This window comes from Micromonospora sp. NPDC048894 (assembly GCF_040649765.1).
In the GTDB taxonomy this organism is placed as follows: domain Bacteria; phylum Actinomycetota; class Actinomycetes; order Mycobacteriales; family Micromonosporaceae; genus Micromonospora; species Micromonospora antibiotica.
Genome location: NZ_JBEZFY010000019.1, coordinates 35,790 through 60,812, shown reverse-complemented (window position 1 = coordinate 60,812; position 25,023 = coordinate 35,790). Strand labels below are relative to the sequence as shown.

At 72.7% G+C, this 25,023-nt stretch carries 23 protein-coding genes and 1 pseudogene; 12 read left to right on the top strand and 12 right to left on the bottom strand.

The window, feature by feature from the left end:
• Positions 1-34: 34 nt before the first annotated feature.
• The 5 genes from AB0C22_RS28895 (at position 35) to AB0C22_RS28875 (ending at position 3,918) form a co-directional block, all read left to right on the top strand.
• On the top strand, positions 35-919 hold the full coding sequence (locus tag AB0C22_RS28895; RefSeq protein WP_357538084.1) for a helix-turn-helix domain-containing protein: 885 nt from the start codon (positions 35-37) through the stop codon (positions 917-919).
• On the top strand, positions 916-1,698 hold the full coding sequence (locus AB0C22_RS28890; RefSeq protein WP_219464892.1) for a hypothetical protein: 783 nt from the start codon (positions 916-918) through the stop codon (positions 1,696-1,698). Before AB0C22_RS28895 ends, AB0C22_RS28890 begins: the two co-directional genes overlap by 4 nt.
• A 70-nt stretch (positions 1,699-1,768) precedes the next feature.
• Positions 1,769-2,083: a DUF2516 family protein gene (locus tag AB0C22_RS28885; RefSeq protein WP_091242743.1), complete on the top strand. Its 315-nt coding sequence runs from the start codon at positions 1,769-1,771 to the stop codon at positions 2,081-2,083.
• Positions 2,080-2,967, top strand: coding sequence for an alpha/beta hydrolase (locus AB0C22_RS28880; protein WP_219464891.1), 888 nt, complete (start codon positions 2,080-2,082; stop codon positions 2,965-2,967). Before AB0C22_RS28885 ends, AB0C22_RS28880 begins: the two co-directional genes overlap by 4 nt.
• Positions 2,968-3,360: 393 nt before the next feature.
• Positions 3,361-3,918 (top strand): nuclear transport factor 2 family protein, encoded by a 558-nt coding sequence (locus AB0C22_RS28875; RefSeq protein WP_219464890.1) that lies wholly within the window; start codon positions 3,361-3,363, stop codon positions 3,916-3,918.
• 48 nt (positions 3,919-3,966) lie between these two features.
• On the opposite strand, the gene AB0C22_RS28870 is transcribed toward AB0C22_RS28875, so the two are convergent.
• The gene (locus AB0C22_RS28870; protein WP_219464889.1) at positions 3,967-4,644 is read right to left on the bottom strand and encodes a nucleotidyltransferase domain-containing protein; all 678 of its coding nucleotides are present in this window, start codon (positions 4,642-4,644) and stop codon (positions 3,967-3,969) included.
• Positions 4,645-4,720: 76 nt separating this feature from the next.
• On the opposite strand from AB0C22_RS28870, the gene AB0C22_RS28865 reads away from it, so the two are divergent.
• A complete protein-coding gene (locus tag AB0C22_RS28865) occupies positions 4,721-5,638 on the top strand; it encodes an SDR family oxidoreductase (RefSeq protein WP_357538082.1) in 918 nt (305 codons plus the stop codon).
• A gap of 22 nt (positions 5,639-5,660) precedes the next feature.
• On the opposite strand, the gene AB0C22_RS28860 is transcribed toward AB0C22_RS28865, so the two are convergent.
• On the bottom strand, positions 5,661-6,653 hold the full coding sequence (locus AB0C22_RS28860; protein WP_357538080.1) for a YafY family protein: 993 nt from the start codon (positions 6,651-6,653) through the stop codon (positions 5,661-5,663).
• 84 nt (positions 6,654-6,737) lie between these two features.
• On the opposite strand from AB0C22_RS28860, the gene AB0C22_RS28855 reads away from it, so the two are divergent.
• The gene (locus AB0C22_RS28855) at positions 6,738-7,556 is read left to right on the top strand and encodes an EI24 domain-containing protein (RefSeq protein WP_208567898.1); all 819 of its coding nucleotides are present in this window, start codon (positions 6,738-6,740) and stop codon (positions 7,554-7,556) included.
• Between the two features lie 36 nt (positions 7,557-7,592).
• Here the strand turns inward: AB0C22_RS28855 and AB0C22_RS28850 are convergent, their stop codons facing one another.
• The 7 genes and pseudogenes from AB0C22_RS28850 to AB0C22_RS28820 form a co-directional block, all read right to left on the bottom strand.
• Positions 7,593-8,606: a GNAT family N-acetyltransferase gene (locus tag AB0C22_RS28850; protein ID WP_357538077.1), complete on the bottom strand. Its 1,014-nt coding sequence runs from the start codon at positions 8,604-8,606 to the stop codon at positions 7,593-7,595.
• A gap of 439 nt (positions 8,607-9,045) precedes the next feature.
• On the bottom strand, positions 9,046-10,053 hold the full coding sequence (locus AB0C22_RS28845; protein WP_357538075.1) for a LacI family DNA-binding transcriptional regulator: 1,008 nt from the start codon (positions 10,051-10,053) through the stop codon (positions 9,046-9,048).
• Between the two features lie 19 nt (positions 10,054-10,072).
• Positions 10,073-11,452: a GH1 family beta-glucosidase gene (locus tag AB0C22_RS28840; RefSeq protein WP_357538073.1), complete on the bottom strand. Its 1,380-nt coding sequence runs from the start codon at positions 11,450-11,452 to the stop codon at positions 10,073-10,075.
• Between the two features lie 120 nt (positions 11,453-11,572).
• A pseudogene (locus AB0C22_RS28835) lies at positions 11,573-12,405 on the bottom strand (carbohydrate ABC transporter permease).
• Positions 12,402-13,388, bottom strand: a complete 987-nt coding sequence (locus AB0C22_RS28830) for a sugar ABC transporter permease (RefSeq protein WP_208567903.1) — start codon at positions 13,386-13,388, stop codon at positions 12,402-12,404. The pseudogene AB0C22_RS28835 and the gene AB0C22_RS28830 overlap by 4 nt, the downstream one beginning before the upstream one ends.
• 96 nt (positions 13,389-13,484) lie before the next feature.
• On the bottom strand, positions 13,485-14,792 hold the full coding sequence (locus tag AB0C22_RS28825; RefSeq protein ID WP_357538071.1) for an extracellular solute-binding protein: 1,308 nt from the start codon (positions 14,790-14,792) through the stop codon (positions 13,485-13,487).
• A 321-nt stretch (positions 14,793-15,113) separates the two neighbouring features.
• Positions 15,114-15,875 (bottom strand): maleylpyruvate isomerase family mycothiol-dependent enzyme, encoded by a 762-nt coding sequence (locus tag AB0C22_RS28820; RefSeq protein WP_219464882.1) that lies wholly within the window; start codon positions 15,873-15,875, stop codon positions 15,114-15,116.
• A gap of 70 nt (positions 15,876-15,945) precedes the next feature.
• On the opposite strand from AB0C22_RS28820, the gene AB0C22_RS28815 reads away from it, so the two are divergent.
• Positions 15,946-17,037 carry a UDP-N-acetylmuramate dehydrogenase gene (locus AB0C22_RS28815; protein WP_357538069.1) on the top strand — a complete coding sequence of 364 codons (1,092 nt, stop codon included), beginning with the start codon at positions 15,946-15,948 and terminating at the stop codon, positions 17,035-17,037.
• A 154-nt stretch (positions 17,038-17,191) separates the two neighbouring features.
• Here the strand turns inward: AB0C22_RS28815 and AB0C22_RS28810 are convergent, their stop codons facing one another.
• The gene (locus AB0C22_RS28810; RefSeq protein ID WP_357538067.1) at positions 17,192-17,989 is read right to left on the bottom strand and encodes a class I SAM-dependent methyltransferase; all 798 of its coding nucleotides are present in this window, start codon (positions 17,987-17,989) and stop codon (positions 17,192-17,194) included.
• A gap of 52 nt (positions 17,990-18,041) precedes the next feature.
• Positions 18,042-18,809, bottom strand: a complete 768-nt coding sequence (locus tag AB0C22_RS28805) for an SDR family oxidoreductase (RefSeq protein ID WP_219464880.1) — start codon at positions 18,807-18,809, stop codon at positions 18,042-18,044.
• A 182-nt stretch (positions 18,810-18,991) separates the two neighbouring features.
• Here AB0C22_RS28805 and mshA point away from each other — a divergent pair, with 182 nt between their 5' ends.
• From mshA to AB0C22_RS28790, 3 genes are all read left to right on the top strand, one after another.
• A complete protein-coding gene (gene mshA, locus AB0C22_RS28800; protein ID WP_357538064.1) occupies positions 18,992-20,356 on the top strand; it encodes a D-inositol-3-phosphate glycosyltransferase in 1,365 nt (454 codons plus the stop codon).
• Positions 20,357-20,449: 93 nt separating this feature from the next.
• Complete coding sequence (locus AB0C22_RS28795) at positions 20,450-20,965, top strand: YbjN domain-containing protein (protein WP_208567910.1); 516 nt, start codon at positions 20,450-20,452, stop codon at positions 20,963-20,965.
• A 76-nt stretch (positions 20,966-21,041) separates the two neighbouring features.
• Positions 21,042-21,899, top strand: a complete 858-nt coding sequence (locus AB0C22_RS28790) for a hypothetical protein (RefSeq protein WP_357538062.1) — start codon at positions 21,042-21,044, stop codon at positions 21,897-21,899.
• An 808-nt stretch (positions 21,900-22,707) separates the two neighbouring features.
• On the opposite strand, the gene AB0C22_RS28785 is transcribed toward AB0C22_RS28790, so the two are convergent.
• On the bottom strand, positions 22,708-24,048 hold the full coding sequence (locus AB0C22_RS28785) for an MFS transporter (RefSeq protein WP_357538060.1): 1,341 nt from the start codon (positions 24,046-24,048) through the stop codon (positions 22,708-22,710).
• 151 nt (positions 24,049-24,199) lie between these two features.
• On the opposite strand from AB0C22_RS28785, the gene AB0C22_RS28780 reads away from it, so the two are divergent.
• Complete coding sequence (locus AB0C22_RS28780) at positions 24,200-24,967, top strand: phosphoglyceromutase (protein WP_357538058.1); 768 nt, start codon at positions 24,200-24,202, stop codon at positions 24,965-24,967.
• Positions 24,968-25,023 lie beyond the last annotated feature (56 nt).

Genomic DNA, 25,023 nt, shown 5'->3' with positions numbered 1-25,023 from the left:
TGCTGGAGCTAGCAGCGCGGACTACCGTTGGGGTATGGCCGCACCCAAGGATCTACCCGACGTCGGCGGATTCATCCGTGACCTGCGGCGGAACGCCAAGATCTCGCTCCGCCAGCTCGCCGAGCAGGCCGGCGTGAGCAACCCCTACCTCAGTCAGATCGAGCGGGGCCTGCGCAAGCCCAGCGCCGAGGTGCTCCAGCAGCTCGCCAGCGCGCTGCGGGTCTCCACCCCGGCGATGTACCTGCGGGCCGGGCTGCTCGACGACAAGGAGGGTCAGGGAGTGCTCGCCGCCATCGCGGTCGACCCCGACCTGACCATGGCGCAGAAACAGTCGCTCAGCCAGATATACGAGACCTTCCGGCGGGAGAACACCCGGCTGTCCGAGGCCACCGCCGACCACTCCGCCCCGGCGGAACCCGGCACGGACGAGCCGGCCGGCACGAACCGCCCCGGCACCGACCAGACGGTCCCCGATGGGGTCGCCGGCACGGATCAACCGGTCGTCACCGATCGGACCGCCGCCGCGGTGGACCGCCCGGACGCCGGCCCCGGACCGGCCGCGCCGACCTCCGCGTACGCCGTACCGACGCCGACCGGGCCGACGGAGGCGGCGGCCACGGTGACGCCGGCCGCCACCGGACCGGTCACCCCGGAAGGCACCCCGACCGAGGCCGTCCTCGAATCGGTCGCCGTCACCGAGGCGGGCACCGCCCCCGCCCCCGCGACCGGTGAGACGCGCACCGCACCCACCACCGGTGGGGTGGGGACCCCACCCGCGACCGGTGAGACGCGCACCGCGCCCACCGCCAGCGGGACGCGCACCGCGCCCACCGCCGGCACCCATGACGGCACGGCGGATGCCGCGCCCACGACCAGCAACGACAAGGCCGCCGGAGCGGCCGAGGAGGAGTTGTCATGACCCAGCCGAAGACCAACCGCATTCCGGCCCCCGTCTACGCCGCCGCCGGTGCCGGGGAACTGGCCATCCAGCAGCTGCGCAAGCTGCCGACCGTGGTGAGCGAGCTGGGCAACCGGGTCGTCGCCGACGGCACCAAGGTCGCCGCCGAGTGGGGCGGCAAGGCCGTCGTGACCGGGTTCGAGCTACGCCAGAAGGCCACCGAGACCTTCCGTACCGCCAACCTGACCGCCACCGGCCTGCGCGAGAAGGCCACGCCCACCGAGCTGAACCTGGACAAGCTCCGCGCCGAGCTGGACCTGGACAAGCTCCGCGCCGAGCTGGACCTCGACAAGCTGCGCGGTGCCGCCACCCGCAACGCCGCCGTGGTGCTCGCCGGGGCGCAGGCGGCCCAGGAACGGGCACTGGCCGCGTACGGCGCGTTGATCGCCCGGGGTGAGCGGGTGGTCGGTGCCGGGGTGCTGGAGGCCGCCGAGACCGTCAACGCCGACATCGAGGCGACCGACGCCACCGTCCCGGCCGGGGCGCAGGCCGGGACCGACCAGGACCGCACCCCGACCCCGGCTGCCGTGGCGCAGGCCGACACGGACCACCCGCCGACCCCGGCGGACGTGGCGCAGGTCGTCGAGGCCAAGCCGGCCGCAGCCAAGGTCACCCGGTCCCGGGCCACCAAGGCCGCGACCAAGCCGGCCGCGACCAAGGTCGCCGCCAAGCCCGTCGCCACCGATCCGACGGCGAAGCAGCCGAAGACCACGAAGCGGACCCGCCCGGCCGCCGAGTGACCGTCGCCGACACCGGCCCCGGGGGCGTCCTGACGGACGTTTCCGGGGCCGTCGGCATATGCTGGCCGGCATGGCCATCGCCGCGCCGATCTTCGTGTTCCACCTCGTCTACGTGATCGATCTGATCCTGCTCGTGTTCGCCCTGGCTGTGCAGGGCATCTCGCTGGTGCACGCGTTCACCCAGCGCTCGGACGCCTTCCCGGCCATCGGCACCCTCCCCAAGGGCGGCTGGATCGCGATCCTGGCCGTCTGCATGCTGCTCACCCTGCTTGGTTTCGGCGCGCTGAGCATCTTCGGGCTGATCGGCATCGCGGCCGGCCTGATCTACCTGCTGGACGTCCGGGTCGGGCTGCGTGACCTGCACGACGGCAAAGGGTTCTGGTGAGGGGTTTCCGCTGGCCGCCACCGCCGGACGGCGGACCCCGCACCTGGGGGCCCGGGCCCGGCGCACCGCGTACCGGGCGACCCGCCCTGCCGGAACCGGAGACCGAGCTGGTCGCCACCCCGCACGACGTACAGCTGGAACGGCTGGTCACCGGCGTCGGTGACCCGGTCACCGTGTTTGCCCACGGATTCGGCAACGGCATCGCCACCACCCGCCCGTTCGGCAGTGCCGTCACCGGCCGACGGGTCTTTTTCCAGTTCCGGGGGCACGGCCGCTCCGACGCCCCGCCCGGCCCGTGGAGCTACCTCGACCTGGCCCGCGACCTGCGGGCGGTGGCGGACCTCAGCGGCGCCACTCGGGCGTTCGGCGCCAGCCTCGGCGCGGGCGCGCTCTGCCGGCTGCTCGTCGAGAGCCCGGACCGGTTCGAGAAACTGGTCTTCCTGCTGCCCGCCGTCCTCGACCGGCCGCGTGGCCCGGTCGCCCGGCAACGACTGGCCGACCTGCTCGACGCGGTCGCCGGGGGCGACGCCTCGGCCGTGGCGGACGTGGTCGCCCTGGAACTGCCGCCGTCGGTCCGCAACACCCCGGCCGGTTGGGCCTACCTGCGTCAGCGACTCGACCAGCTGCTGCGGGACGGGCTCGCCGCCGGTCTGTCCGACCTGCCGGAGCAGTCCCCGCTGGCCGACCTCGCCGCCCTGGCCGGGGTGACCGCACCGGCCCTGGTGATCGGCTGCGTCGGCGACGACCTGCACCCCACCCACATCGCCGCCGAGCTGGCCGACGCGTTGCCGCAGGCGACACTGCACGTCTACGACCGTCCCGGGTTCGCCTGGACCGACCGCGCCGACCTGCGGGACCGGATCTCCACCTTCCTCAACGACTAGGCCCCGGGCCGGGCCCGGGACGCGTTCTGTCCGCCCGTGGCCTCCGCCCGGTCGGGATCCGGCGGACCGTCGGATCCGAGCTGGCAGTCCGGTGTGGACGGATGTCCCCGGTGCCGGCCCCGGCACTCGTTCCAGGCGTTCGCCCGCCTCCGGCCCGCCTGCCCCGCCCCGGCCCGCCTGCCCCGCCCCGGCCCGCCCGCCCCGGCTCGGCTGCCCCCGGCTCGGCCTGCCGCCTGTGCGGCCCCGCCTGCCGCCGTTGCCGTCCGTCTGCCCGGACCGGTAGGCCCGCGATCGCCCCGCCACCACTCCGCTACTCCGCTCGTGTTGACGTCAAATCACTGTAGTTATAGGCTATAACTAAAGCGAGCTGATCTCATTCATGGAGGAGTCATCATGAACCGCAGGTCCACCGTCACCCTCACCGCGCTCCTGATCGCCGGTGGCGTGCTGACCGGCAGCAGCGTTCCCGCGCTGGCTGGCGGCACCGCCACCACCCACACGCGGCCCGACGGGCCCGACGACACCCGCCGGACGCAGCAGCAGGTGACCCGCGACTGGGTCCAGCTCTGGAACGGCGACTACGCGCTGGCCGAGCACCTCATCGCGCCGGACGTCCGGGTCCGGGCCGCGCTGCTCGACGGCGGCGACGGCAGTGCCGTGCACGGCCCGGCCGGCATGGTCGACCTGATCGGCCAGATCCGGGGAGCCTTCCCCGACCTGCGCTTCACCGTCGAGGTCGGCCCGATCATCGACGGCAGCCACGTGGTCGTGCGGTGGGTCGCCGACGGCACGTACGGCGGAGGATTCCCCGGGGCGACAGCCGCGCCCGGCACCACGGTCCGCTTCACGGGCACCGACACGCTGCGGACGAGGCACGGCCTGATCACCGACTACTGGCTCAACGCCGACACCCTGCTGCTCACCACCCAGCTCGGGGTGGAAGCAGTCTGATCGCCTCGTCGCGGGCCCGGCACGGACCCCGGCAACGGCTGCCGTGGGTCAGTCAGGCGGCGGCAGGTGGGCGGCGCGGACGGCACGCAGCCAGCGTTCCACCGTCGCCTCGTCGGGCCGGTCGGGCAGCGGGGTGCGGAGCCGGTCGAAGTCCCGTTCCGCCTCGGCGACCAGCGCTTCCGCCTCGGTGAGCGCGCCGCCCGCGACCCGCTCACCGAACGCCCGGAACCACGCCGGGTCCGCCAGCCGGATCTCCAGCACGCCGGTGGCGTAGAGGGTCCGCCCCTGGTGCAGCAGCCGGGCCAGGTGCCGGGCGTGCTTGGCCGAGCGGCGCCGGCCGCCCACCGTCGAGTCGCGGGTGGTCAGCTTGCGGAACTGCTGGCTCGCGTAGCCGAGGTAGGCGTCGCGGACACGCGGTGCGCTGAGGAACGCCGACCGGATGGCGATCAGGCGGTCACCGAGCTCCGTACGGGTCTCGTAGCAGTCGTCGGGCAGCCAGATCAGCTCGGTGGCCGTCGGGTTGCCGCTCAACGCCAGCCGGGCGTACTTGCCGGCCTCGTGCAGGGTGACGTCCGGGTCGGTGGTGACCACCGACTCCCGGGGCGGCCGCAGGCCGTGGAAGGCCACCGTCGGGGCGGCGAAGACGCCGATCCGGTCCACGTCGGAGCCGGGGCCGGCCAGCCCGTAGGCGACCGAGCCGACGATCCCGGAGAGCAGCAGGTGCATGCCGGGAGCATGCCGGACCGAACCGCTCCGCGAAACCGGACTTCGGTTGTCAGGTATCACTGCCACCCTCGACGGTATGACGACGACACCGTTGGAAGGAAAGGTCGCGCTGGTGGCCGGCGCGACCCGGGGCGCGGGCCGGCAGATCGCGGTCCAGCTCGGCGCGGCCGGGGCGACGGTCTACGCCACCGGCCGCAGCAGCCGGGCCGGCCGCTCCGAGCTGGACCGCGCCGAGACCATCGAGGAGACCGCCGAGCTGGTCACCGCCGCCGGAGGCACCGGCATCGCGGTCCGGGTCGACCACCTGGTGCCCGAGCAGGTACGCGACCTGGTGGCCCGGATCGACACCGAACAGGGCTGGCTCGACGTGCTGGTCAACGACGTGTGGGGCGCCGACCCGCTGATCACCTGGGAGAAGCCGGTCTGGGAGCAGCCGCTGGACGCCGGGTTCCGCACCCTGCGGCTGGCGGTGGACACCCACATCGTCACCAGCCACTTCGCGCTGCCGCTGCTGATCCGCCGCCCCGGCGGCCTGGTCGTCGAGATCGGCGACGGCACCCGGGCGTACAACGACACGCACTACCGGCTGTCCGTCTTCTACGACCTGGCGAAGGTGTCGGTGACCCGGCTCGCGTACAGCTGGGGGCACGAGCTGGCGCCGCACGGGTGCACCGCCGTGGCGCTCACCCCCGGCTGGATCCGCTCCGAGGCGATGCTGGAACACTTCGGGGTGACCGAGCAGACCTGGCGCGACGGCGCGGCGACGGACCCGCACTTCCTCATCTCGGAAACCCCGGCCTTCGTCGGGCGGGCGGTCGCCGCACTGGCCGCCGACGAGGACCGGGCCCGCTGGAACCAGGCGTCCGTCTCGGCCGGCGAACTGGCCCGGGTGTACGGCTTCACCGACCTCGACGGCAGCCGGCCGGACGCCTTCCGCTACCTCACCGAGGTGGTCGAGACGGACCGGCCCGCCGACGTCACCGGCTACCGCTGACGGCTCGTCGGCCCGGTCGCCGTCAGCGGGTCGGGTGGTCCGGGCCGACGCCGTATCGGGCGGCCGAGCGGGCCGCCGCGTCGGCGAGCAGGGCACGCAGCTGCGGTGGGTCGAGCACCTCCACCTCGGGGCCGAGGCCGAGCAGTTGCGGGTACGCCACCTCGACGGACTCGACGGGCAGCTCGGTCACCACCCAACCCTGCCCGTCGGGTGTGCCGGCGGCGGCCACTGCCTCGTCGTACGCGAAGGGGGTGTCGGCGAGGAAGCGGAGCTGGCGCAGACCGGCGGGGCTGAGCCGCACGGTGACCCGTGCGGCGAGCATGTCCCGCAGGAACGCCTCGGCCTGCTCCCGCCAGTAGCCGCCCAGGTCGAAGCCGTCGTGCCGGGTGAAGGTCGCCGGGTCGGCGACGACGTCGAGCACCCGGTCCACCCGGTAGGTGCGCATCGTGTCGTCGACCCGGCCCACGAGATACCAGGTGCCGCTCTTGAGCACCAGCCCGTACGCCTCGACCCGGCGGGTCACCTCCCGGTCGCCGCGCCGGTACCGCAGGGCGACCACCCCGTCCCGCCACACCGCCCGGGCCAGTTCGGCCAGCCAGCGCGGCGGGGTGGACTCGCGGAACCAGCCCGGGACGTCCAGGTGGAACCGCTGGCCGGTACGGGCCGGGGCGTCACGCAGGCCCGGTGGCAACGCGGCGAGCATCTTCAGCTCGGCGGACGCCACCGCGTCGGCCAGTCCCAGGTCACCGGCGGGGCCGGGCAGTCCGGTGAGGAAGAGCGCCTCCGCCTCGTCCCGGGTCAGCCCGGTCAGCCGGGTCCGGTAGCCGCCGAGCAGCCGGTAACCCCCGGCCCGCCCCCGGTCGGCATAGACCGGCACCCCGGCGGCGGAGAGCGCCACCACGTCCCGGTAGACGGTCCGCTCGGAAACCTCCAGCTCACGGGCGAGTTCGGCGGCGGTCATCGTCTCGCGGGACTGCAACAGCAGCACCAGGGAGATCAACCGGGCGGCGCGCACCCCCGTATCCTGCCGGCCCGACCCGTCGGGCGGTGCCGTCGGGTGCCCGGTGGCGGTGGCCCCCGGCCAGTAGGCTCTGCGGTCGTGAACGGACCCCGTACCCTCGCCGCGCCGGTCACCGGTGCCACCCGCCGCTTCTTCGGCGGCGTGGGCCTGCTCGTGCGTGGCCTCGGCCTGTATGTCCGCAGCCCGGGGCTGATGCTGCTCGGCGTGGTGCCGGCGCTGTTGTCCGCCGCGCTCTTCGTCACCGCGTTCGCCACCCTGGTCTACTTCGTGGACGAGCTGGCGGCGTGGGTGACCCCGTTCGCCGACGACTGGTCGGACACCCCGCGCAGCCTGGTCCGGGTGATCGCCGGGTTGGCCTTCCTCGGGTTGGGCGGGCTGCTCACCGTGGTCGGCTTCACCGCGGTCACCCTGGTCATCGGGGACCCGTTCTACGAGAAGATCTCCGAGCGGGTGGAGGACCGGCTCGGCGGCACCCCGGGCGCGGTGGAGGTGCCGTTCGGGGCGTCGCTGCGGCGCAGCATCGTCGACTCGCTGCGGCTGGTCGGGCTCTCGGTGCTGTTCGGCATTCCGCTCTTCGCGGCCGGGTTCATCCCGGTGGTCGGGCAGACCGTGGTGCCGGTGGTCGGCGCGGCGGTGGGCGGCTGGCTGCTCGCCGTGGAGCTGGTCGGTGCGCCGTTCTCCCGGCGCGGGCTGCGGCTGCCGGACCGGCGGGCCAGGCTGAAGGCGGACCGGGCCACCTCGCTCGGTTTCGGTGTGGCGGTCTTCCTGTGCTTCCTGATCCCGCTGGGTGCGGTGCTGGTGATGCCGGCCGCCGTCGCCGGGGCCGCGCTGCTCGCCCGCCGCTCGCTGGGCCAGCACATCGAGGAGAGCCGAGCCGGCGGCCGGCCGACGGCGTGACCATGGTGGGCGGCCCGCCGGTCGTGGTCGAGCCTCTCAGCGCAGCTCGCGCAGGCAGGACCAGGCGGTGGCCACCGGCCGGTAGCCGAGGCGGGTGTTGACCGCCAGCATCGGCGCGTTGGCCTCGTCGTTGGAGGTGTAGGCCGTGCGTACTCCGCGACCGGCGGCCCGGTGCAGCGCGACCTGCTTGGTCAGTCGGGCCAGCCCCCGACCCCGGTATTCCGGCCGGGTCGCGGTGAAGTCGGACCACATCCGGTCGCCGTCCCGCTTGACCAGGCTGAGCGCGACCAACGTGCCGTCGACCTCGGCGACCGTGCTGGCGTCCCGGTCCAATCCCGGGTTCTCCCAACACTCGGAGCGCCAGTGGGAGTAGCTGATCGCGTCCACCGGCACGTCGCCCGGCTCGCTCGTCGAGGCGACGGCGTCGAGGAGGTAGACCTGGTACGGATCGATCCCGGCGAGCGGGAGCAGCCGTACCCCGGCGGGCGGCTCGGGCATCGGTGGGGCCGGGTGCAGGTCGAGCGCCGAGTAGCGCAGCTCCCGGCTGGGGGCGAACCCGTGCCGGCGGGCGTACGGCAGCGAGTCGGTCTGCGCCCAGGTCCGCACCCGGCGGATCCGGAGGGATTCCAGGTGGGCCAGCGCGGCGGCGAGCAGTGCGGTGCCGGTGCCCCGGCCCCGGTGCTCCGGATGCACGTGCAGGATGGAGATGTCCCCGAAGTCCGGCACTGAGGTCTGCGTGTTCCGGTACGCCGAGGCCCAGCCGACGAGTTGGCCGTCCGCCTCGGCCACCCAGGCCGCCCACTTCTCCTCGGGTGGTGGCTGGGCGATCATCTGCCGGGTCGACGCGATGCCCCGCACCAGGTACGGATGGACCAGGGACCGCAGCGCCACCACCCCGGGCGCGTCGTCGGGCCGGGCGGTGCGGATGCGCCACCCCACCCCCGGTTGGCCGGTGGACCGCGCGGTGTGGTCGCGGGCGGGCGGCAACTGGGGCCGGCGCTGCCGCTCGGTGCTGGTCGGCACGGGCTGCGGTGCAACGGCGTCAGGCATGCCCGCGAGCGTAGGCACCGGCCGGAGTCCACAGCCACACCTTTTCCCCACCCGCCATGCCGATGACTCTGGGTAACGCCTCTCTCTGGCTGCGACTTTCCCACTCTCCGTAATCAACGGTCGACCCCTGCCCTATCACCCTCGCCCCCTTTGCTCTGCTGCCATGGAGGCGACAGGCGTTTGAGCTGCTAGTGCACATTTATTGCTCGGGCGGATGTGGCGTCAAGTCGGTCACCCTCGGTGCCTGTCGCGTGGATGGCAGCAGAGCAAAGGGGGTGAACCTGGGTGGGGTGGGGTCGACGAAATGTTGCTGAGGGTGACGGTCGCGGTCGACGTTCAGCCGTCGCGTGTGGGTGCCCGGTGGGCAGGGGTGGCCCGGCTCACGTGGCCGGGGCGTGCGGCCAGGCCGGAAACCGGGCGGGGCAGGCCGGTGCAGGGGTCAGGCGGACTGTCGGATCACCAGCTCCGTCGGCAACACCACCGCCCGCTCCACCTCCGCACCGTCGGCGAGGGCCAGCAGCAGCCGGGTCATCTTCCGGCCCAACTCGACGATCGGCTGCCGCACGGTGGTCAGCGGCGGCTCGGTGTAGGCAGCCGTCTCGATGTCGTCGAAACCGATCACCGCGACGTCCTCCGGTACCCGCCGGCCCGCCTCGTGCAACGCCCGCAGGGCGGCGTGCGCCATCAGGTCGGAGGCGGCGAAGACCGCATCCAGATCGGGGTACGCGGCGAGCAGCCGACGCATCGCGATGGTCCCCGACTCGCGGGTGAAGTCGCCGTACTCGATCATCTGGGGCAGGCCAGCGGCGACCACGGTGTCCCGGTAGCCGGCGAGCCGTTCGATGCCGGCGACCATGTCCTGCGGGCCCGCGATGGTGGCGATCCGGCGGCGACCGTTGTCGATCAGGTAACGGGTCGCCGCAGTCACCCCGCCGATGTGGTCCACGTCGATGTACGGCACGTCGGCGGCGTCCAGCGGCCGGCCGCTGCACACCACCGGTATCCCCAGCCGGGCGAGCCGGCCGGGCAGTGGGTCCTCCCCGTGCAGCGAGGCGAAGAGCACCCCGTCGACGTGCCGGCCGGTGGTGTACCGGGTGACCCGGTCGTGCCCGGCGGGCGAGCCGGCCAGCATCAGCACCAGCTGCTTGTCGGCGGCCTCCAACTCCTGGGCCGCACCCCGGATGAGCCCGGGGAAGACCTGGTCGTCGGAGAAGACCCGGGTGGCGGCCTCCGGCAGCACCAGGGCGATCGAGTCGGTCCGCTGGGTGACCAGGCTGCGGGCGGCCAGGTTCGGCACGTACCCCAGCTCGGCCACCGCCCGACGGACCGCCTCCTGGATCGGCTCGGCGACCGTGGTGGAGCCGTTCACCACCCGGGACACCGTCGCCCGGGACACGCCGGCCTGCCGGGCGACCTCCTCCAGGGTGGGCCGCTGTGCCGCCGTCATACCCGTTACCACCGCCTCGTCACAGCCCGTTCCGGGAGATCACCTCCTGGTACCACCGGGCGCTCGACTTCGGCGTGCGCCGCTGGTTCAGGTAGTCGACGTGGACGATCCCGAACCGCTTCCGATAGCCCTCGGCCCACTCGAAGTTGTCCAGCAACGACCATACGAGATAGCCGCGCAGGTCGACGCCGCGGGAGATGGCCTCGTGCGCGGCCCGCAGATGCCCGTCAAGGTAGGAGATCCGGTCGGTGTCGTCGATCCGGCCCGATCCGTCGGCGTCGTGGCCGGCACTGTCGTCCGGGAACGCGCCGCCGTTCTCCGTGATCATCAGTGGCAGCCCGGGATAGTCGGTGCCGATCCGCACCAGCAGCCGGGTCAGCCCGGCCGGCTCGATCTGCCAGCCCATGTCGGACACCGGGCCGGTGGCCGGCAGGAACTCCACCGCCCCCTCGGTGCCCGGGTAGGCGCTGCTGCCGCCCCCGTCCGGGCGTCCCGCGACATAGGTCGGTGCGTAGTAGTTGATCCCGAGCAGGTCCAGCGGCGCCGCGATGATCTTTTCGTCGCCGGGCCGGATGAACGTGGGCTCCACCATCCGGGCGACGTGTTCGAGCACGTCGGCGGGGTAGCCGGCCCCGGTCAGCGGGTCCAGGAAGATCCGGTTCTGGAGGCCGTCGACGAGACGTACCGCGGCGGCGTCGGCGGCGCTGTCCGGGTCGGCCGGTGCGACGTCCGCCGGGTTGAGGGTGATCCCGACCGTCTGCGCGCCCGCCGACCGCAGCGCCCGCGCCGCCAGGCCGTGCCCCAGCAACAGATGGTGTACGGCCCGGAACGCCGCCCCCGCGTCCTGCTCACCGGGGGCGTGCACCCCGTTGCCGTACCCGAGGTACGCCGAGCACCACGGTTCGTTGAGCGTCGTCCAGGTGCGGATGCGGTCACCGAGCCGGGCGTGCACGGCCAGGGCGTAGTCGGCGAAGTGTTCGGCGGTCTCCCGGCTGGTCCAACCGCCCCGGTCCTGCAAACCCTGGGGCAGGTCCCAGTGGTAGAGCGTGACGATCGGGTCGATGCCCCGGTCGAGCAGCGCGTCGGTCAACCGGTCGTAGAAGTCCAGGCCGCGCGGGTTGACCGGGCCGGTGCCGTCCGGCCTGATCCGGGGCCAGGCCACCGAGAACCGGTACGCGGCCAGGCCCAGCTCGGCCATCAGCGCCACGTCGTCGGCGTACCGGTGGTAGTGGTCGCAGGCGACGTCACCGGTGTGCCCGGCGAACACCTTGCCCGGCGTACGGCTGAAGGTGTCCCAGATCGACTCGCCGCGACCGTCGTCCCGGGCCGCGCCCTCGATCTGGTACGCGGCGGTCGCCGCGCCCCACACGAAGCCCTCCGGAAATCGAACCTCATTCACGCGGCTACCTCCTTCGTTCGCGACTGCGGGGCTCGCAAGACCGGCTCACTCCTCGCGCTCACGCGGTGCTTCCTTTCGTTCGCGACTGCGGGGCTCGCAAGACCGGCTCACTCCTCGCGCTCACGCTTTGACCGCACCTTCCATGATGCCGCCGATGATCTGGCGGCCGAACACGACGAACACCAGCAGCAGCGGCAGCGTCGCGATCGCCGTGCCGGTGAACACCTGCGACATGTCCTGGTAGTAACCGTCGGAGAGGGCCCGCAGCGACAACTGCACGGTCGGGTTCTCCGGGTCGTTGAGCACAGCGTACGGCCAGAGGAAGTCGTTCCAGGTGGTCATGAACGTGAGCAGGCCGAGCACGGCGGCGGCGGGCCGCAGCGCGGGCAGCACCACGTTCCAGTAGATCCGCAGCGTGTGGCAGCCGTCGACCCGGGCCGCCTCGATCAGCTCGGTGCTGACCGCCTGGGCCGCGTACTGGCGCATCATGAACACGCCGAATCCGGTGACCAGGGCCGGGACGATCACCGCCGGCAGCCGGTCGTTCCAGTTCAGCTTGGTCATCAGCAGGTACAGCGGGATGACCCCGAGCTGGGTGGGCACCATCATGGTGGCAATGATGATCATGAGTAGCGCGTTGCGTCCCGGAACCGCAGCTTGGCGAAGGCGAACCCGGCCAGGGTGGAGAAGAGCACCACCGAGAAGGTGACGCTGACCGCGACGATCGTCGAGTTGACCAGGCCGGTGAGGAAGTGCGCGTCGGGGTTGGCGAAGAGCCGGGTGATGTTCGCGCCGAGGTTGCCGCCGGGGGTGAGCGGTGGCGGCACCTGGCCCATCGCGTCGCTGCTGCGGCTGGCGACCACGAACATCCAGTAGATCGGGAAGATCGACAGCAGGGCGGTGAGCGTCAGTGCCGGGTAGGTGAGCCGGCCGGCCGACCAGATGCGGGTCATCGGTCCCCCTTGCGGGCGCCGCCGCCGAGCCGGCGCAGGATCAGTACGTTGATCGCCGCGACCACCGCGATCAGGGCGAAGAGCAGCCAGGCGACGGCCGAGCCGTAGCCGAAGTTGTAGTGCGGGGCGAAGGCGTTCTCGAACATGTACATGGTCATCGTCTGGGATTCGCGCAGCGGCCCGCCCCGGATCGCGTTGGTGCCGGAGTTGAACAGCCGGGGCTCGGTGAACAGTTGCAGCCCACCGATGGTGGAGATGATCACCGCGAAGATGATCGTGGGTTTGAGCAGTGGCACGGTGATCGACCAGAACTGCCGGGCCCGGCCGGCCCCGTCGATCGAGGCGGACTCGTACAGGTCGCGGGGGATGGCCTGCATCGCGGCCAGGAAGATCAGCGCGTTGTAGCCGGTCCACCGCCAGTCGACCATGGCGGAGATCGCCGTCCAGGCGGCGAACCGGTTCGCCTTCCAGTCGATCGCGTCGACGCCGACCAGATCGAGCAGCCAGTTGATCATGCCGAACTCGCGGCCGAAGAGCACCGCGAAGACGATCGCCACCGCCGCCGTCGAGGTCACGTTGGGCACCAGCACCGCCATCCGCCAGGTGGTCCGCGCCCGCAGCCGGCGGTTGAGCAGGTTGGCCAGCCACAGGGCGGCGAGCAGCTGCGGCACCGTGGAGAGGACGAAGATGCCAAGCGTGTTCACCACCGAGTTCCAGAAGTCGGCGTCGGCCAGCAACTGGGTGTAGTTCTGCGCGCCCACGAAGGCCGGGTCCACCCCCAACAGGTCCCAGTCGTGCAGCGACACCCAGAACGTGTACGCCAGCGGATAGAGCCCGAAGATCGCGAAGAGCAGGAAGAACGGCGTCACGTACAGGTAGGGCGAGTACCTGACGTCGAGCCGGGCCAACCGGTGCTCCCGCTCGGGCCGTCTGCTCCGGGTCCGTACCGCCCCCGGCGGCGGACCGTCGACCTGAACAACCATCTCCCGTGCTCTTCCTCTCGTGGTCCCGGCCTGCACCTGCCCGCCTGTCCGGCGGCGGGGCCACGGCGTGAACCCGTGACCCCGCCCCGCACGGGGTTACTTGGCGGCGGCCTTGCGGGCGTTGGTGGTGGCGTCGGTCCAGCCCTGGGTGGGGTTGCGCTGACCCAGCTCGACGGTGCGCACGGCGTTCTCCACCTCGGTGCGGACGGCCTGGTTCTTGGGGCCCATGTAGACCGGCTTGAGGCTCTTCGCACCGGCGGCGAAGATCTTGCCGACCGGGGCGTCGGAGAAGTACGCGTTGGTCGAGCTGACGACCGCCGGGTCGTCGAGCGCCTGCGGGGACGACGGCAGTGGCCCCTTCTCCTGGAACGCGCCGATCTGGCCCTTGGCGCTGGTCAGGAACTTGGCCAGCTCGATCGCCTCGGCCTGGTGCCGGCTCTGCTTCGGCACCGCCAGGTAGGAGCCGCCCCAGTTGCCGCCGCTGCCGGGCACCTGGGCGATGTCCCACTTGCCCTTGGCGTCCGGCCCGGCGTTGCCCTCGATCACCCCGGTCATCCAGGCCGGGCAGGCGATGGTGGCGAACTTGGCCTGCTTGAAGGCCGACACCCACTCCTCCGACCAGGCCCCGTACCGGCCGGAGAGCCCGGAGTCGATGATGTCGACGGTGGTGTCGTACGCCTGGCGTACCGCCGGGTTGCTGTCGACCACCAGCTTGTCGGCGGTGTCGTAGTAGCTGTAGCCGGTGGTGTTGCCGGCGGTCTGCAACAGGATGGTGTTGAAGGTGTTGGTGGCGGCGTCCAGGAAGGCCGCGCCGGTGTTCCTGGCCTTGAACTGCTCGCCGACCCGTACGTAGTCCTGCCAGGTGGGCCAGAGCTTGGACACGGCCTCCCGGTCGGTGGGCAGGCCGGCGGCGGCGAAGAGGTCCTTGCGGTAGCAGATCGCCATCCCGCCGACGTCGGTGCCGAGCCCGATGAGCTGCTTGCCGTCGGCGGTCAGCCCGCCGTTCCACTTCCACTCCAGGAAGTTGCCCTTGAGGTCGGCGGCGCCGTGGTCGAGCAGGTTGACGAAGTTCTGCGGGTTGGCCTTGTACTCGACCAGCAGCCCCTCCTCGATGGCGACCACGTCACCGGCGCCCTTGCCGGCGGCGAGCCACTGGGTGAGCTTGGGGGAGTACTCGTCGAGGTTGCCGCCGGTGCCCCGCTCCACGATCTTGATGCCGGGGTGGTCGGCCTCGTACTGCCGGTAGAGCTTCTCGTAGCCGAACTGGCCGAACACGTCGACGGTCAGCGTGACCGGTCCGCCGTCGGCGGCCTCGTCGTCGCCGCCGCAGGCGGTGGTGGTGAGCAGTGCGGTGGTGGCCACCAGGGCGATCGCCGCGAGACGGCGGCGGGTGAAGACACCCATGGGTCGGACCCCTCTCAGGTCGGGTGGTGGGGTGTGGACCTGCGTATGAGCGGGCCGTACGGATCGTCGGCCCGGATTCGATCTCTGTGAGAGAGCGCTCTCCCGACAGGGTGGTGGGTCGATGGACTCCTGTCAAGAGAGCGCTCTCTCGGATCGTCGCCGAACCGCAGGGCCGACCGCCCGAGCTACACCGGGGACCCCGAGAGCGGCCGTCCCGCAGCTACGCCGTGCGCAACCGACCCCGATCTACGCCGGGAACGCCGAGAGCGGCCGTCCCAGTCGGAACGGCCGCTCTCGGTACACGGCATGTGGTGGCGGGCGTCAGCCGACGCGCAGGCCCTCCAGCAGGGAACGGTCCCCCGCCACCCCGAGGGTGTCGAAGCTGACCCGGCCCCACAACGCCAGCAGCAGGTCGCTGGCCGAGCCGGTGACCTGCACCCGGGCGTGGTGGTCGTCGTGCCCGAAGACCGTCGCGGTGTCCAGCAGGGCCACCCCCTCGCCGCGCATCCGCAGGTACCAGTCCTGGGCGGCGTCGGTCGCGGTCAGGTGCACCACCCCCTGCCACTGCCCCCGGTTGCGCCGACGGCCGGACGGCAGCCAGGTGTCCAGCACCTCGCTCACCCCGTCGGCGGCGAGCTTCGTCTCGATCGGGTCACCGGCGGCGATGGCGAGCTGGGCGTCCCACCGGTGCACCGCCGTCTCGTGCGCCACCCGCCGCGGCCAGAAACCGGCCTTCTTGGGCTGCGGCATCGGGTTCCAGGCCGGGGCCTCCGGGTCGAGCGCGTCGAACAGGGTCACCAGCTGGTCGTACTCGTGCTGCCAGAGCTGGAGCGGGGACACCCCGGCGGGCAGCTCGGCGGTCTCGTCGCGGCGGGCCGGCTGGGCGGTGTCACCGGCACCGGCGAAGGAGTGCACCCAGTGGTAGAGGCCGGCCAGGTGCAGGGCGAGATCGGACACCGTCCACCCCGGGCAGGACAGCACAGGTGTCTCCGGCGGGGCCTCGGCCACGGCCGCGGCGAACGCCGGGCCGTCGACCCGGAGCGCTCCCAACCAGAAGTCCTTCGTGGCGTGCAGTCTGCTCATCGCAATCCTCCCCGGGGTGACCCGGCGACCAGTGGGTGCCGTGGCTACCCCTCAGCCTAGGGTGAAAGGCGTGTCAGACGTCTACGCCAAACCGACAACGAGCGCCGAACCCGCCGATCCGGCCGCCCTGGCGGGATACACCACCCTGCGCCTCGGTGGCACCGCCGCCCGGTTGGAGACCGCGACCAGCGCCGACGAGATCGTCCGCCGGGTCCGCGAGGCGCACCGCCGCGACGAACCGGTGCTGGTCCTCGCCGGCGGCAGCAACGTGGTCGTCGGAGACGCCGGCTTCCCCGGCACCGTCGTGCTGATCCGGTCGCGGGGCTACACCGTGGTCGCCGAGGACACCGATACCGTCACCGTACGGGTCGAAGCCGGCGAACCCTGGGACGACCTCGTCGCCGCCACCGTCGGCAACGGCTGGTCCGGCCTGGAGTGCCTCTCCGGCATCCCCGGCTCGGCCGGTGCCACCCCCATCCAGAACGTCGGCGCGTACGGCCAGGAGGTCGCCGAACGGATCACCGCCGTTCAGGTGTACGACCGCGCCGGGGACCGGCTGACCACCGTCGCCGCCCCGGACTGCGGGTTCGCCTACCGGGGCAGCATCTTCAAGTACAGCGACCGCTGGGTGGTGCTCTCGGTCGACTTCCGGCTGGACCGCTCGCCGCTGTCCGGGCCGGTCCGCTACGCCGAACTGGCCCGCTCGCTGGGGGTCGACGTCGGTGACCGGGTGCCGTTGGCCGCCGCCCGGGACACGGTGCTGACCCTGCGCGCCGGCAAGGGCATGGTGCTCGACCCCACCGACCCGGACACCTGGTCGGTCGGCTCGTTCTTCACCAATCCGGTGCTCGACCGGGCGGCGTACGACCTGCTGCGGGAGCGCGCCGCCGACCTCGGTGACCCCCCCTCCTGGCCCTGCCCCGGCGACCTGGTGAAGGTCAGCGCCGCCTGGCTGATCGACAAGGCGGGCTTCGCCAAGGGCCACCCCGGCCCCGGTGGCACCGCCATCTCCGGCAAGCACACCCTGGCCCTGACCAACCACAGCGGCACCGCCCGCACCGCCGACCTGATCGCCCTCGCCCGCGAGATCCGCGACGGCGTCCACACCCGCTTCGCCGTCCCCCTCCACCCCGAACCCGTCCTCATCAACTGCACCCTCTGACCCCCCTGCCCCACCCCGCCCCCGCCCGCTCTACCCGTGTTGATCAAGAGGTTTGCGTCATGCCGTTGGCGGATTTTGACGCAAAGCTCTTGATCAACACGGGCAGGCGGGGGGGCGGGGTGGGGTGCGGGGTGTGGGGGTGCGGGTGGGGTGGTCAGGTGGGGGTGATGGCGGGCCAGGGGAGGGTTAGTTCGCCGTGGCGCCAGCGGTGGGGGCGGTCTAGGACGGGCCAGCCGGTGGACCGGAGGGTGTGGACGGCGGCCAGCCAGCGTTGGCGGGGGCCGAACGGGGCCAGCCCGGCGGCGGCGTGCCAGGCGTCGTCCAGGGCGCGGAGCAGGGCGTGGATGCCTTCACCCGGCACGTTGCGGTGGATCAGCGCCTTCGGTAGGCGCTCGGCCAACCGGGCCGGGCTCTCCAGCGTGGCCAGCCGGGCGGCCAGGGTCAGCGTCCGGGGGCCGGTGGAGTCGATCAGCAGCCAGCCGGCCAGCCGGCCCAACTCGTCGCAGGTGCCCTCGACCAGCACCCCGCCGGGGGCGAGCCGGTCGGTGACCGTCCGCCAGGCGTCGGCGACCTCGCGCTCGTCGTACTGGCGGAGCACGTTGAACGCCCGGACCACGGTGGGCCGTAACCCGGCCAGTTCGAAGCCGCCCCGGGCGAACGTCAACCCCGGTGGGTCGGCGGCCGGCGCGGCGGCGGCCACCCGTACCGGATCGATCTCCAGGCCGACCACCCGGACGTCGGGGCGGACCCGGGCGGCCAGCCGGTCGCGCAGCTCGACGGCGGTGACCGGGGTGGCACCGTAACCGAGGTCCACCACCAGCGGGTCGGCGGCGGCCCGTAACCGGTCGCCGCAGGTCTCGACGATCCAGTTGTCGACCCGGCGGAGCCGGTTCGGGTTCGTCGTCCCCCGGGTCACCAACCCCACCGGCCGTTGCCGGCCCCGGTCAGCCATCGCGGGTCACCAACCCCACCGGCCGCTGCCGGCCCCGGTCAGCCATCCCGGGTCACTGCCCGACCCGGTGCACCTTGTGCTGGGCGGCCTGGGCCAGCGGGCGGACCACCAACCGGTCCACGTTGACGTGGTGGGGGAGCGTGGCGCACCAGGCGATGCACTCGGCGACGTCCTCGGCCACCAGCGGCTGCGCGACCCCGGCGTAGGTGGCGTCGGCCTTCCCGGCATCCCCGCCGAACCGGTTCAGGCTGAACTCGTCCGTGCGGACCATCCCGGGGTCGATCTCGACCACCCGGACCGGTCGGCCGCACAGCTCCAGCCGCAGGGTGCCCGCCACGGCGGTCTGCGCGTGCTTGGCCGCGCTGTAGCCGCCCCCACCCTCGTAGACGGTGAAACCGGCGGTGGACGAGACCACCACGACCGTCCCGGTCCCGGAGCGCTCCAGGGCCGGCAGCAGGGCCTGGGTGACCCGCAGCGTGCCGAGCACGTTGACGTCGTACATCCACTGCCAGTCGGCGACCGAGCCGGACTCCACCGGGTCGAGCCCACGGGCCCCACCGGCGTTGTTGACCAGCAGGGTGACCGGCCCGGGGGCGTCGGCGGCGGCGCGGGCCAGCCCGGCCACCGACTCGTCGGAGGTGACGTCGCAGGCCACGGCGGTGGCGCTGCCGCCGGCCGCCGCGATTTCGGCGACCAGGTCGGCGAGCCGGTCGGTGCGGCGGGCGGCGGCGAGCACGTGGAAACCCTCGGCGGCGAGCCGGCGGGCGGTGGCCGCGCCGATCCCGCTGGACGCCCCGGTGACGATCGCGACAGAGGTCATCCGGCCATTCTCACCCTGGCAGCGGGGCTGGCCGCCCCGGGTCCCGTGATGAGGTCCGTCACGCCCGCGACCCGGGGCGAGGTATTTCCGAAGCCCGATGGGGAAGATTGCATCCGGCGTGAAGGTTGACCGAGGAGCGCCGGTCGTGCGGGACGGCATCAACCGTGACAGAGGGAGCGGACGTGGCGGATCAGCACATCGGTGTCGGTCGTCAGCGAGGTGCCCTGCCGTGGCCCCGGCCCCGTCGCATCGCCACCCTGTCGGTGCACACCTCGCCGCTGCACCAACCGGGCACCGGCGACGCGGGCGGCATGAACGTCTACATCCTGGAGGTCGCCAGGCGGCTCGCCGAGGCGAACGTCGAGGTGGAGATCTTCACCCGGGCCACCTCGGGTGACCTGCCACCGGTGGTGGAGATGGCCCCCGGCGTGCACGTCCGGCACGTCACCTCCGGCCCGCTGGAGGGGCTGACCAAGGAGGAGCTGCCCGGTCAGCTGTGTGCCTTCACCGCCGGGGTGCTGCGTGCCGAGGCGGCCCGCCCACCGGGGCACTACGACCTGATCCACTCGCACTACTGGCTGTCCGGGCAGGTCGGCTGGCTGGCCAAGGAGCGCTGGGGGGTGCCGTTGGTGCACACCGCGCACACCCTGGCCAAGGTGAAGAACGCCCAGCTCGCGGCCGGTGACCGGCCGGAGCCGAAGGCCCGGGTGATCGGTGAGGAGCAGGTCGTCGCCGAGGCCGACCGGCTGGTGGCGAACACCCGGGTGGAGGCGTCCGACCTGATCGACCGCTACGCCGCCGACCCGGCCCGGGTCGCGGTCGTCGAACCGGGGGTGGACCTGGACCGGTTCCGTCCCGCCGTCGGGGACCGGGCCGCCGCGACCCGCGCCGCCCGCCGCCAGCTGGGCCTGCCCACCGAGGGGTACGTCGTCGCGTTCGTCGGCCGGATCCAGCCACTGAAGGCCCCCGACGTGCTGGTCCGTGCGGTCGCGGCGTTACGCGAGCGCGATCCGGCCCTCGCCGAGCAGGTGACCGTGGTGATCTGTGGTGGCCCGAGCGGCAGCGGCCTGGACCGGCCCACCTCGCTGATCGAGCTGGCCGCTTCGTTGGGGGTCACCGACCGGGTCCGGTTCCTGCCGCCGCGCACCGGGGACGACCTGCCCGCCCTCTACCGGGCCGCCGACCTGGTGGCGGTGCCCTCGCACAACGAGTCCTTCGGGCTGGTGGCCCTGGAGGCGCAGGCCTGCGGCACCCCGGTCGTGGCCGCCGCCGTGGGTGGCCTGGTGACCGCTGTGCGGGACGAGGTCAGCGGCGTGCTCGTGCACGGCCACGACCCGACCGACTGGGCCCGTACGCTGGCCCGGCTGCTGCCCGACCGGGTGGGCCGGGAGGCGTTGGGTCGGGGGGCGGCCCGGCACGCCCGCAGCTTCTCCTGGGAACGCACCGTGTCCGGGCTGCTCGCCGTGTACGGCGAGGCGGTCACCGGTCACCGGGCACGGTTGGCGGCCCGGCTGGCCGAGGGGCCGGCCCTGACCGGATCCTGGTGACCGGGCCGGATCCGTGGCGCGGTCACCGGACCGGGGGTGCGGTGACCGGGCGCTGTCCGGTGGGTTCGTCACCCCGGCCGTAGAGTGGGTCCGATGAGCGCGAAGAGCGAGCTGGCGGCCCTGATCGAGGCGGTCTGCACCGAGCGGGAGCTGGAGTGGGAGGCCACCGGCGAGGGGTCGTACGCGGTCACCCTGCCCGGCACCCACAAGCTCAAGACGATCTGCAACCTGATCGTCGGCGAGCACGCGCTGCGGGTCGAGGCGTTCGTGATGCGCCAGCCCGACGAGCGGCGCGAGGAGCTGTGGGCGTGGCTGTTGCAACGCAACGCCCGGATGTACGGCGTCGCGTTCTCGATCGACGCGGTCGGGGACGTCTACCTCACCGGCCGGGTCAACCCGTCCGGCGTCGACGCCGACGAGCTGGACCGGTTGTTCGGTGCGGTGCTCAGTTATGCCGACGAGTCCTTCGACACCATGCTGGAGATCGGCTTCGGCAGTTCGATCCGCCGGGAGTGGGAGTGGCGGGTCAAGCGGGGCGAGTCGACCGCTAACCTCGCCGCCTTCGCCCACCTCTTCACCCCGTCCTCGGGAGGTTCGGACCGGTCCTGACGGGTATGCCGCACCGCTGCGGTGCGGCAGTGTGGGACCCGCCGCAGGCCGAGGACGGACTGTCGAGGAGCGTGTCATGGCTCAGCGGAACAGCTCAGGTCGCGGCGCGTCGGCGACCAGGACCACGCGTCAGGCCGGCAATCAGACCCCGAACACGCCGGGCATCTCCGAGTCGGAGATCTCCCGGATGAGGGTCGACGACATCCGGGGTCAGTTGCGCCGCAGGGGAGTCTCCGGGATCTCCGCGTTGCGCAAGCCGGACCTGGTGAAGACGCTCGCGCGGACGTTGCGCGCGGAGGGTCGGGCCGGCGGTGCCGCCCGACGCAGCACCGGCCCGTCCGGCCGGGCGCCGGCCAGGAAGAGCGCCGGGGCGACCGGTGCCGGTAAGGGCACCTCCACCCGACGGGGGACCTCGGCACGGGCGAAGACGTCGGCGGCGTCCCGGGTGAAGACGTCCGCCGCGTCCCGGGCGAAGGCGACGGCGGCGTCCCGGTCGGGACGAGCCGCCCTGTCGCGGCCGGGAGCGAAGGCGGCACCGGCAAGGGCCGCCACCCGCGCTGCGGGCGTGCGTACCGGGCGGGCCACCTCGCGGTCGGTACGGTCCTCGCAGCTCATCACCTCCCCGGCGGACCGGCCGGAACGCCCGGGGCGCAGCCTGGTCACCACCAACCACCAGGTGATCCGGAACTGGGCCGCGGCACGCGGGGCCCGGCCGGCCACCATCGTCGGCACCGAGCGGGCGGGCCGGCCGGGGGTGCTCACGTTCGACCTCCCGGGTTACCGGCAGAGCCGGCAGGTGCGGGTGGTCAGTTGGGACGACTGGTTCCGGACGTTCGACAGCCGCAGGCTGAACCTGATCTTCCAGGAGCAGCTGCGGGACGGCCGGCAGAGCAACTTCTTCCGCACCGAATCACCCGATCGGGAAGACGGCTGAGGGGTTTGCGGGAATCGCTGCCGGGTAGCCGCGTGTTGGCAGTCACGAGACCCGGAAACGGCGTCAGCGCAGCTGGGACGGCCGGTGTTGTGACCGGCGGAACAGTGCTCGCGGGTTGAATCCGGAATCTGGGCGAACTAACTTTATTGCACCGCGTCACGCTCGGAAACGTTCGGGGGAGCGGCGGATCGATCAGATCCGTGCACCGGGCGAGGCGCGCATCGGGTGGAGCACACCGTTGGGGGACGGTGCCACCCGGGAACCGGCGGCGCGAGCGGGCGACGCTTACGGGGGTGAGGGTCGCCCGCCGCCGCCGGGCAGGCGGTACGAGCGCCCACCGCGACTTCCGGTCGCGGTGGGCGCTCTGCCGTTGCCGGTTCCTTCGTGGGCGGGCGGTGCCAGGCCCGGGTGGGCGGGTAGCGCCACGTCGTAGTGTCCGCCGGACCCGTGTGGGCGGGCGGTGCCAGGTCCGGAGCGGGTAGCGGGCAGATGACCTGCCCCCCGAGATCGCTGGGCCTGTGTTGCCGGGCCGTCGCCCGGGTGCGGGTAGCCCCGGGTGCGTCCTTTCGAGCTGATGCCGTTGACGATTCAGGGGCGGTGGCACCTCACCCACGTGGTCCGCCTGCCCGATGCGGGTACACACCTCCCGGTGAGGTGAGTCGTTTGCGTCATCAGCTCCAAAGGACGCTGATGGGGTATGCCCACGCTCTCGCGACTGCCCGGTGTGCGGTCCCGGGCGGGTCCGGGCCGTCGACCCGGGTGAGCCGCCGTGTTCGGCCCGGCTCGGGTGGGCGCGCTGGTGTCGTACTCAGGCGGGGGTGCGGGCGCCGACCGGCTCGGCGGGTGCGGTCGCGGCGGCCTCGGCCGACTGCGGGGGAGGCGGTTGGACGGCGGTGACCGGCACGACCGGGGCCCCGGGGTGGCGCAGGCGGGCCGCCCGACGTTCCCGGGCCGGCCCGGAGAGCAGGTGGGCCAGCGCGGTCGCCATGCCGATCGCGGCGCAGCCCAGCCAGAGTGCGCCGTTGCCGGCGTGTTCCCGGACCACCCCGCCGAGCACCGGGGCGACCGCCCCGGCAACCTGCCAGGACAGCGAGAAGACACCCTGGTAGCGGCCCCGCAGTTCGGCCGGGGAGAGTTCGGCGATCAGGGTGGCGTTGGACGGGGAGTTGAGCATCTCGCCGAGCGTCCAGATCAGCACGGTGAGCCCGAAGAACCAGGCGGCGTCGGCGAACGCGGTCAGCCCGAAGCCGACGCCCATCACCACCGAGGCGAGGGCGAGCACGTGCGAGCGGCTCCGGCCCCGGATCAGCCGGGGGACGAAGAGTTGGCCCGCCACGATCAGCACCCCGTTGAGCGCGATCACCGAGCCGTAGGTGGCGGGGGAGAGCCCGGCGTCGCCCATCGCGATCGGCAGCATCGAGATGTGCTGGAGGAAGACCAGCGCGCCGAACAGGTTGAGCACGACGAACCCCAGGAACACCCGGTCGGCGGCGATGGTGCGCAGCGCACCCGCCCGGGGCGGGCCGCTCGTCGCACCCTTGACGGCGCTGGTCGCCGGGGCGCGGCGGGTCTCGCCGACCTTGACGAAGATGATCAGCGCGGTGGCCAGGGTGGTGGCCGCGTCGACGACGAACAGCAGCAGGTAGCCGGCCTCGGCGGCGAGGCCGGCGAGCACTGCGGCGCAGGCGAAGCCCAGGTTGATCGCCCAGTAATTGAGCGAGAACGCGCGCAACCGATCCCGCTCCGGCACCACGTCGATCATCATGGCCCCGAACGCCGGCCGGGCGGCCTCGGCGAACGTGCCGAGCAGCAGCGCACCCACCGCCACCGCCCAGAGGGGCCGGGCGAAGCCGAGCGTCAGCATCATGGTGGCCGCGCCCAGGTGGGCGGTGAGCAGGGTCGGCCGCCGCCCCCACCGGTCGACCAGGGTGCCGCCCACGGTGGTGCCGACCGCGCCGCCGACCCCCCACAGGCCGATCACCAGGCCGGCCTGGGCGGCGGAGAAGTGGCGGGCCTGGGTCAGGTAGATGGCAAGGAAGACCAGCACGAACGAACCGAGCCGGTTGATCAGGGTGCCGGTCCAGAGGTACCAGAAGGTCCTCGGTAGTCCACCTGTGGTGTCCCGGAACCAACTCCGTACCGTCCGCACGCCCGCGCCCCCGCTCAGGTAATGACTGTTGCCCTCGTAGCGCCTTACAACCTAGTTCCGGGGTCTGACACCGGTCACCCGGTTTTCCACGTGGTGGTCGTCACCACCACTGCCCGCGTGTCCCCGCGCCGCGTGCGGCAGGATGATCGGCATGACTGCGAGCGAGGGACCCACCGTCGGGACGCTGGTCCTGCTGCGGCACGGCGAGAGCGACTGGAACGCGAAGAATCTCTTCACCGGCTGGGTGGACGTCGACCTGACGGCCAAGGGCGAGTCGGAGGCCCGCCGTGGCGGCGAGCTGCTGCGGGAGCACGGCCTGCTGCCGGACGTGGTGCACACCAGCGTGATGCGCCGGGCGATCCGCACCGCCGAGTTGGCGCTGAACGCCGCCGACCGGCACTGGATCGCGGTGCGCCGGTCGTGGCGGCTCAACGAGCGGCACTACGGCGCCCTGCAGGGCAAGAACAAGAAGCAGACCCTGGACGAGTACGGCGAGGAGCAGTTCATGCTCTGGCGTCGCTCGTACGACACGCCGCCGCCGCCGATCGCCGACGACGACGAGTTCTCCCAGGTCGGCGACCTGCGGTACGCGTTGCTGCCGACCGAGCTGATGCCGCGCACCGAGTGCCTCAAGGACGTGGTGGAGCGGATGCTCCCCTACTGGTACGACTCGATCGTGCCGGACATCCTCGCCGGCCGCACCGTCCTGGTGGCGGCGCACGGCAACTCGCTGCGCGCCCTGGTCAAGCACCTCGACCAGATCTCCGACGAGGCGATCGCCAAGCTGAACATCCCCACCGGCATCCCGCTGCGCTACGACCTCGACCCGCAGCTGCGCCCCATCACCCTGGGCGGGGCCTACCTCGACCCGACGGCCGCCAAGGAGGCCGCCGCCGCGGTCGCCAACCAGGGCCGCTGACCCGCAGTGAAGTGCTCCCCGCCCGGCGGAGGTCGCCGGGCGGGGAGCACTTCCCG

What these genes read in the sequence shown, in the direction of transcription:
- AB0C22_RS28895 (WP_357538084.1), top strand. Translation starts at nt 35, where the DNA reads ATGGCCGCACCCAAGGATCTACCCGACGTCGGCGGATTCATCCGTGAC.
- AB0C22_RS28890 (WP_219464892.1), top strand. Translation starts at nt 916, where the DNA reads ATGACCCAGCCGAAGACCAACCGCATTCCGGCCCCCGTCTACGCCGCC.
- AB0C22_RS28885 (WP_091242743.1), top strand. Translation starts at nt 1,769, where the DNA reads ATGGCCATCGCCGCGCCGATCTTCGTGTTCCACCTCGTCTACGTGATC.
- AB0C22_RS28875 (WP_219464890.1), top strand. Translation starts at nt 3,361, where the DNA reads ATGAACCGCAGGTCCACCGTCACCCTCACCGCGCTCCTGATCGCCGGT.
- AB0C22_RS28870 (WP_219464889.1), bottom strand. Translation starts at nt 4,644, where the DNA reads ATGCACCTGCTGCTCTCCGGGATCGTCGGCTCGGTCGCCTACGGGCTG.
- AB0C22_RS28865 (WP_357538082.1), top strand. Translation starts at nt 4,721, where the DNA reads ATGACGACGACACCGTTGGAAGGAAAGGTCGCGCTGGTGGCCGGCGCG.
- AB0C22_RS28850 (WP_357538077.1), bottom strand. Translation starts at nt 8,606, where the DNA reads ATGCCTGACGCCGTTGCACCGCAGCCCGTGCCGACCAGCACCGAGCGG.
- AB0C22_RS28845 (WP_357538075.1), bottom strand. Translation starts at nt 10,053, where the DNA reads ATGACGGCGGCACAGCGGCCCACCCTGGAGGAGGTCGCCCGGCAGGCC.
- AB0C22_RS28830 (WP_208567903.1), bottom strand. Translation starts at nt 13,388, where the DNA reads ATGGTTGTTCAGGTCGACGGTCCGCCGCCGGGGGCGGTACGGACCCGG.
- AB0C22_RS28825 (WP_357538071.1), bottom strand. Translation starts at nt 14,792, where the DNA reads ATGGGTGTCTTCACCCGCCGCCGTCTCGCGGCGATCGCCCTGGTGGCC.
- AB0C22_RS28820 (WP_219464882.1), bottom strand. Translation starts at nt 15,875, where the DNA reads ATGAGCAGACTGCACGCCACGAAGGACTTCTGGTTGGGAGCGCTCCGG.
- AB0C22_RS28810 (WP_357538067.1), bottom strand. Translation starts at nt 17,989, where the DNA reads ATGGCTGACCGGGGCCGGCAACGGCCGGTGGGGTTGGTGACCCGGGGG.
- AB0C22_RS28805 (WP_219464880.1), bottom strand. Translation starts at nt 18,809, where the DNA reads ATGACCTCTGTCGCGATCGTCACCGGGGCGTCCAGCGGGATCGGCGCG.
- AB0C22_RS28795 (WP_208567910.1), top strand. Translation starts at nt 20,450, where the DNA reads ATGAGCGCGAAGAGCGAGCTGGCGGCCCTGATCGAGGCGGTCTGCACC.
- AB0C22_RS28790 (WP_357538062.1), top strand. Translation starts at nt 21,042, where the DNA reads ATGGCTCAGCGGAACAGCTCAGGTCGCGGCGCGTCGGCGACCAGGACC.
- AB0C22_RS28780 (WP_357538058.1), top strand. Translation starts at nt 24,200, where the DNA reads ATGACTGCGAGCGAGGGACCCACCGTCGGGACGCTGGTCCTGCTGCGG.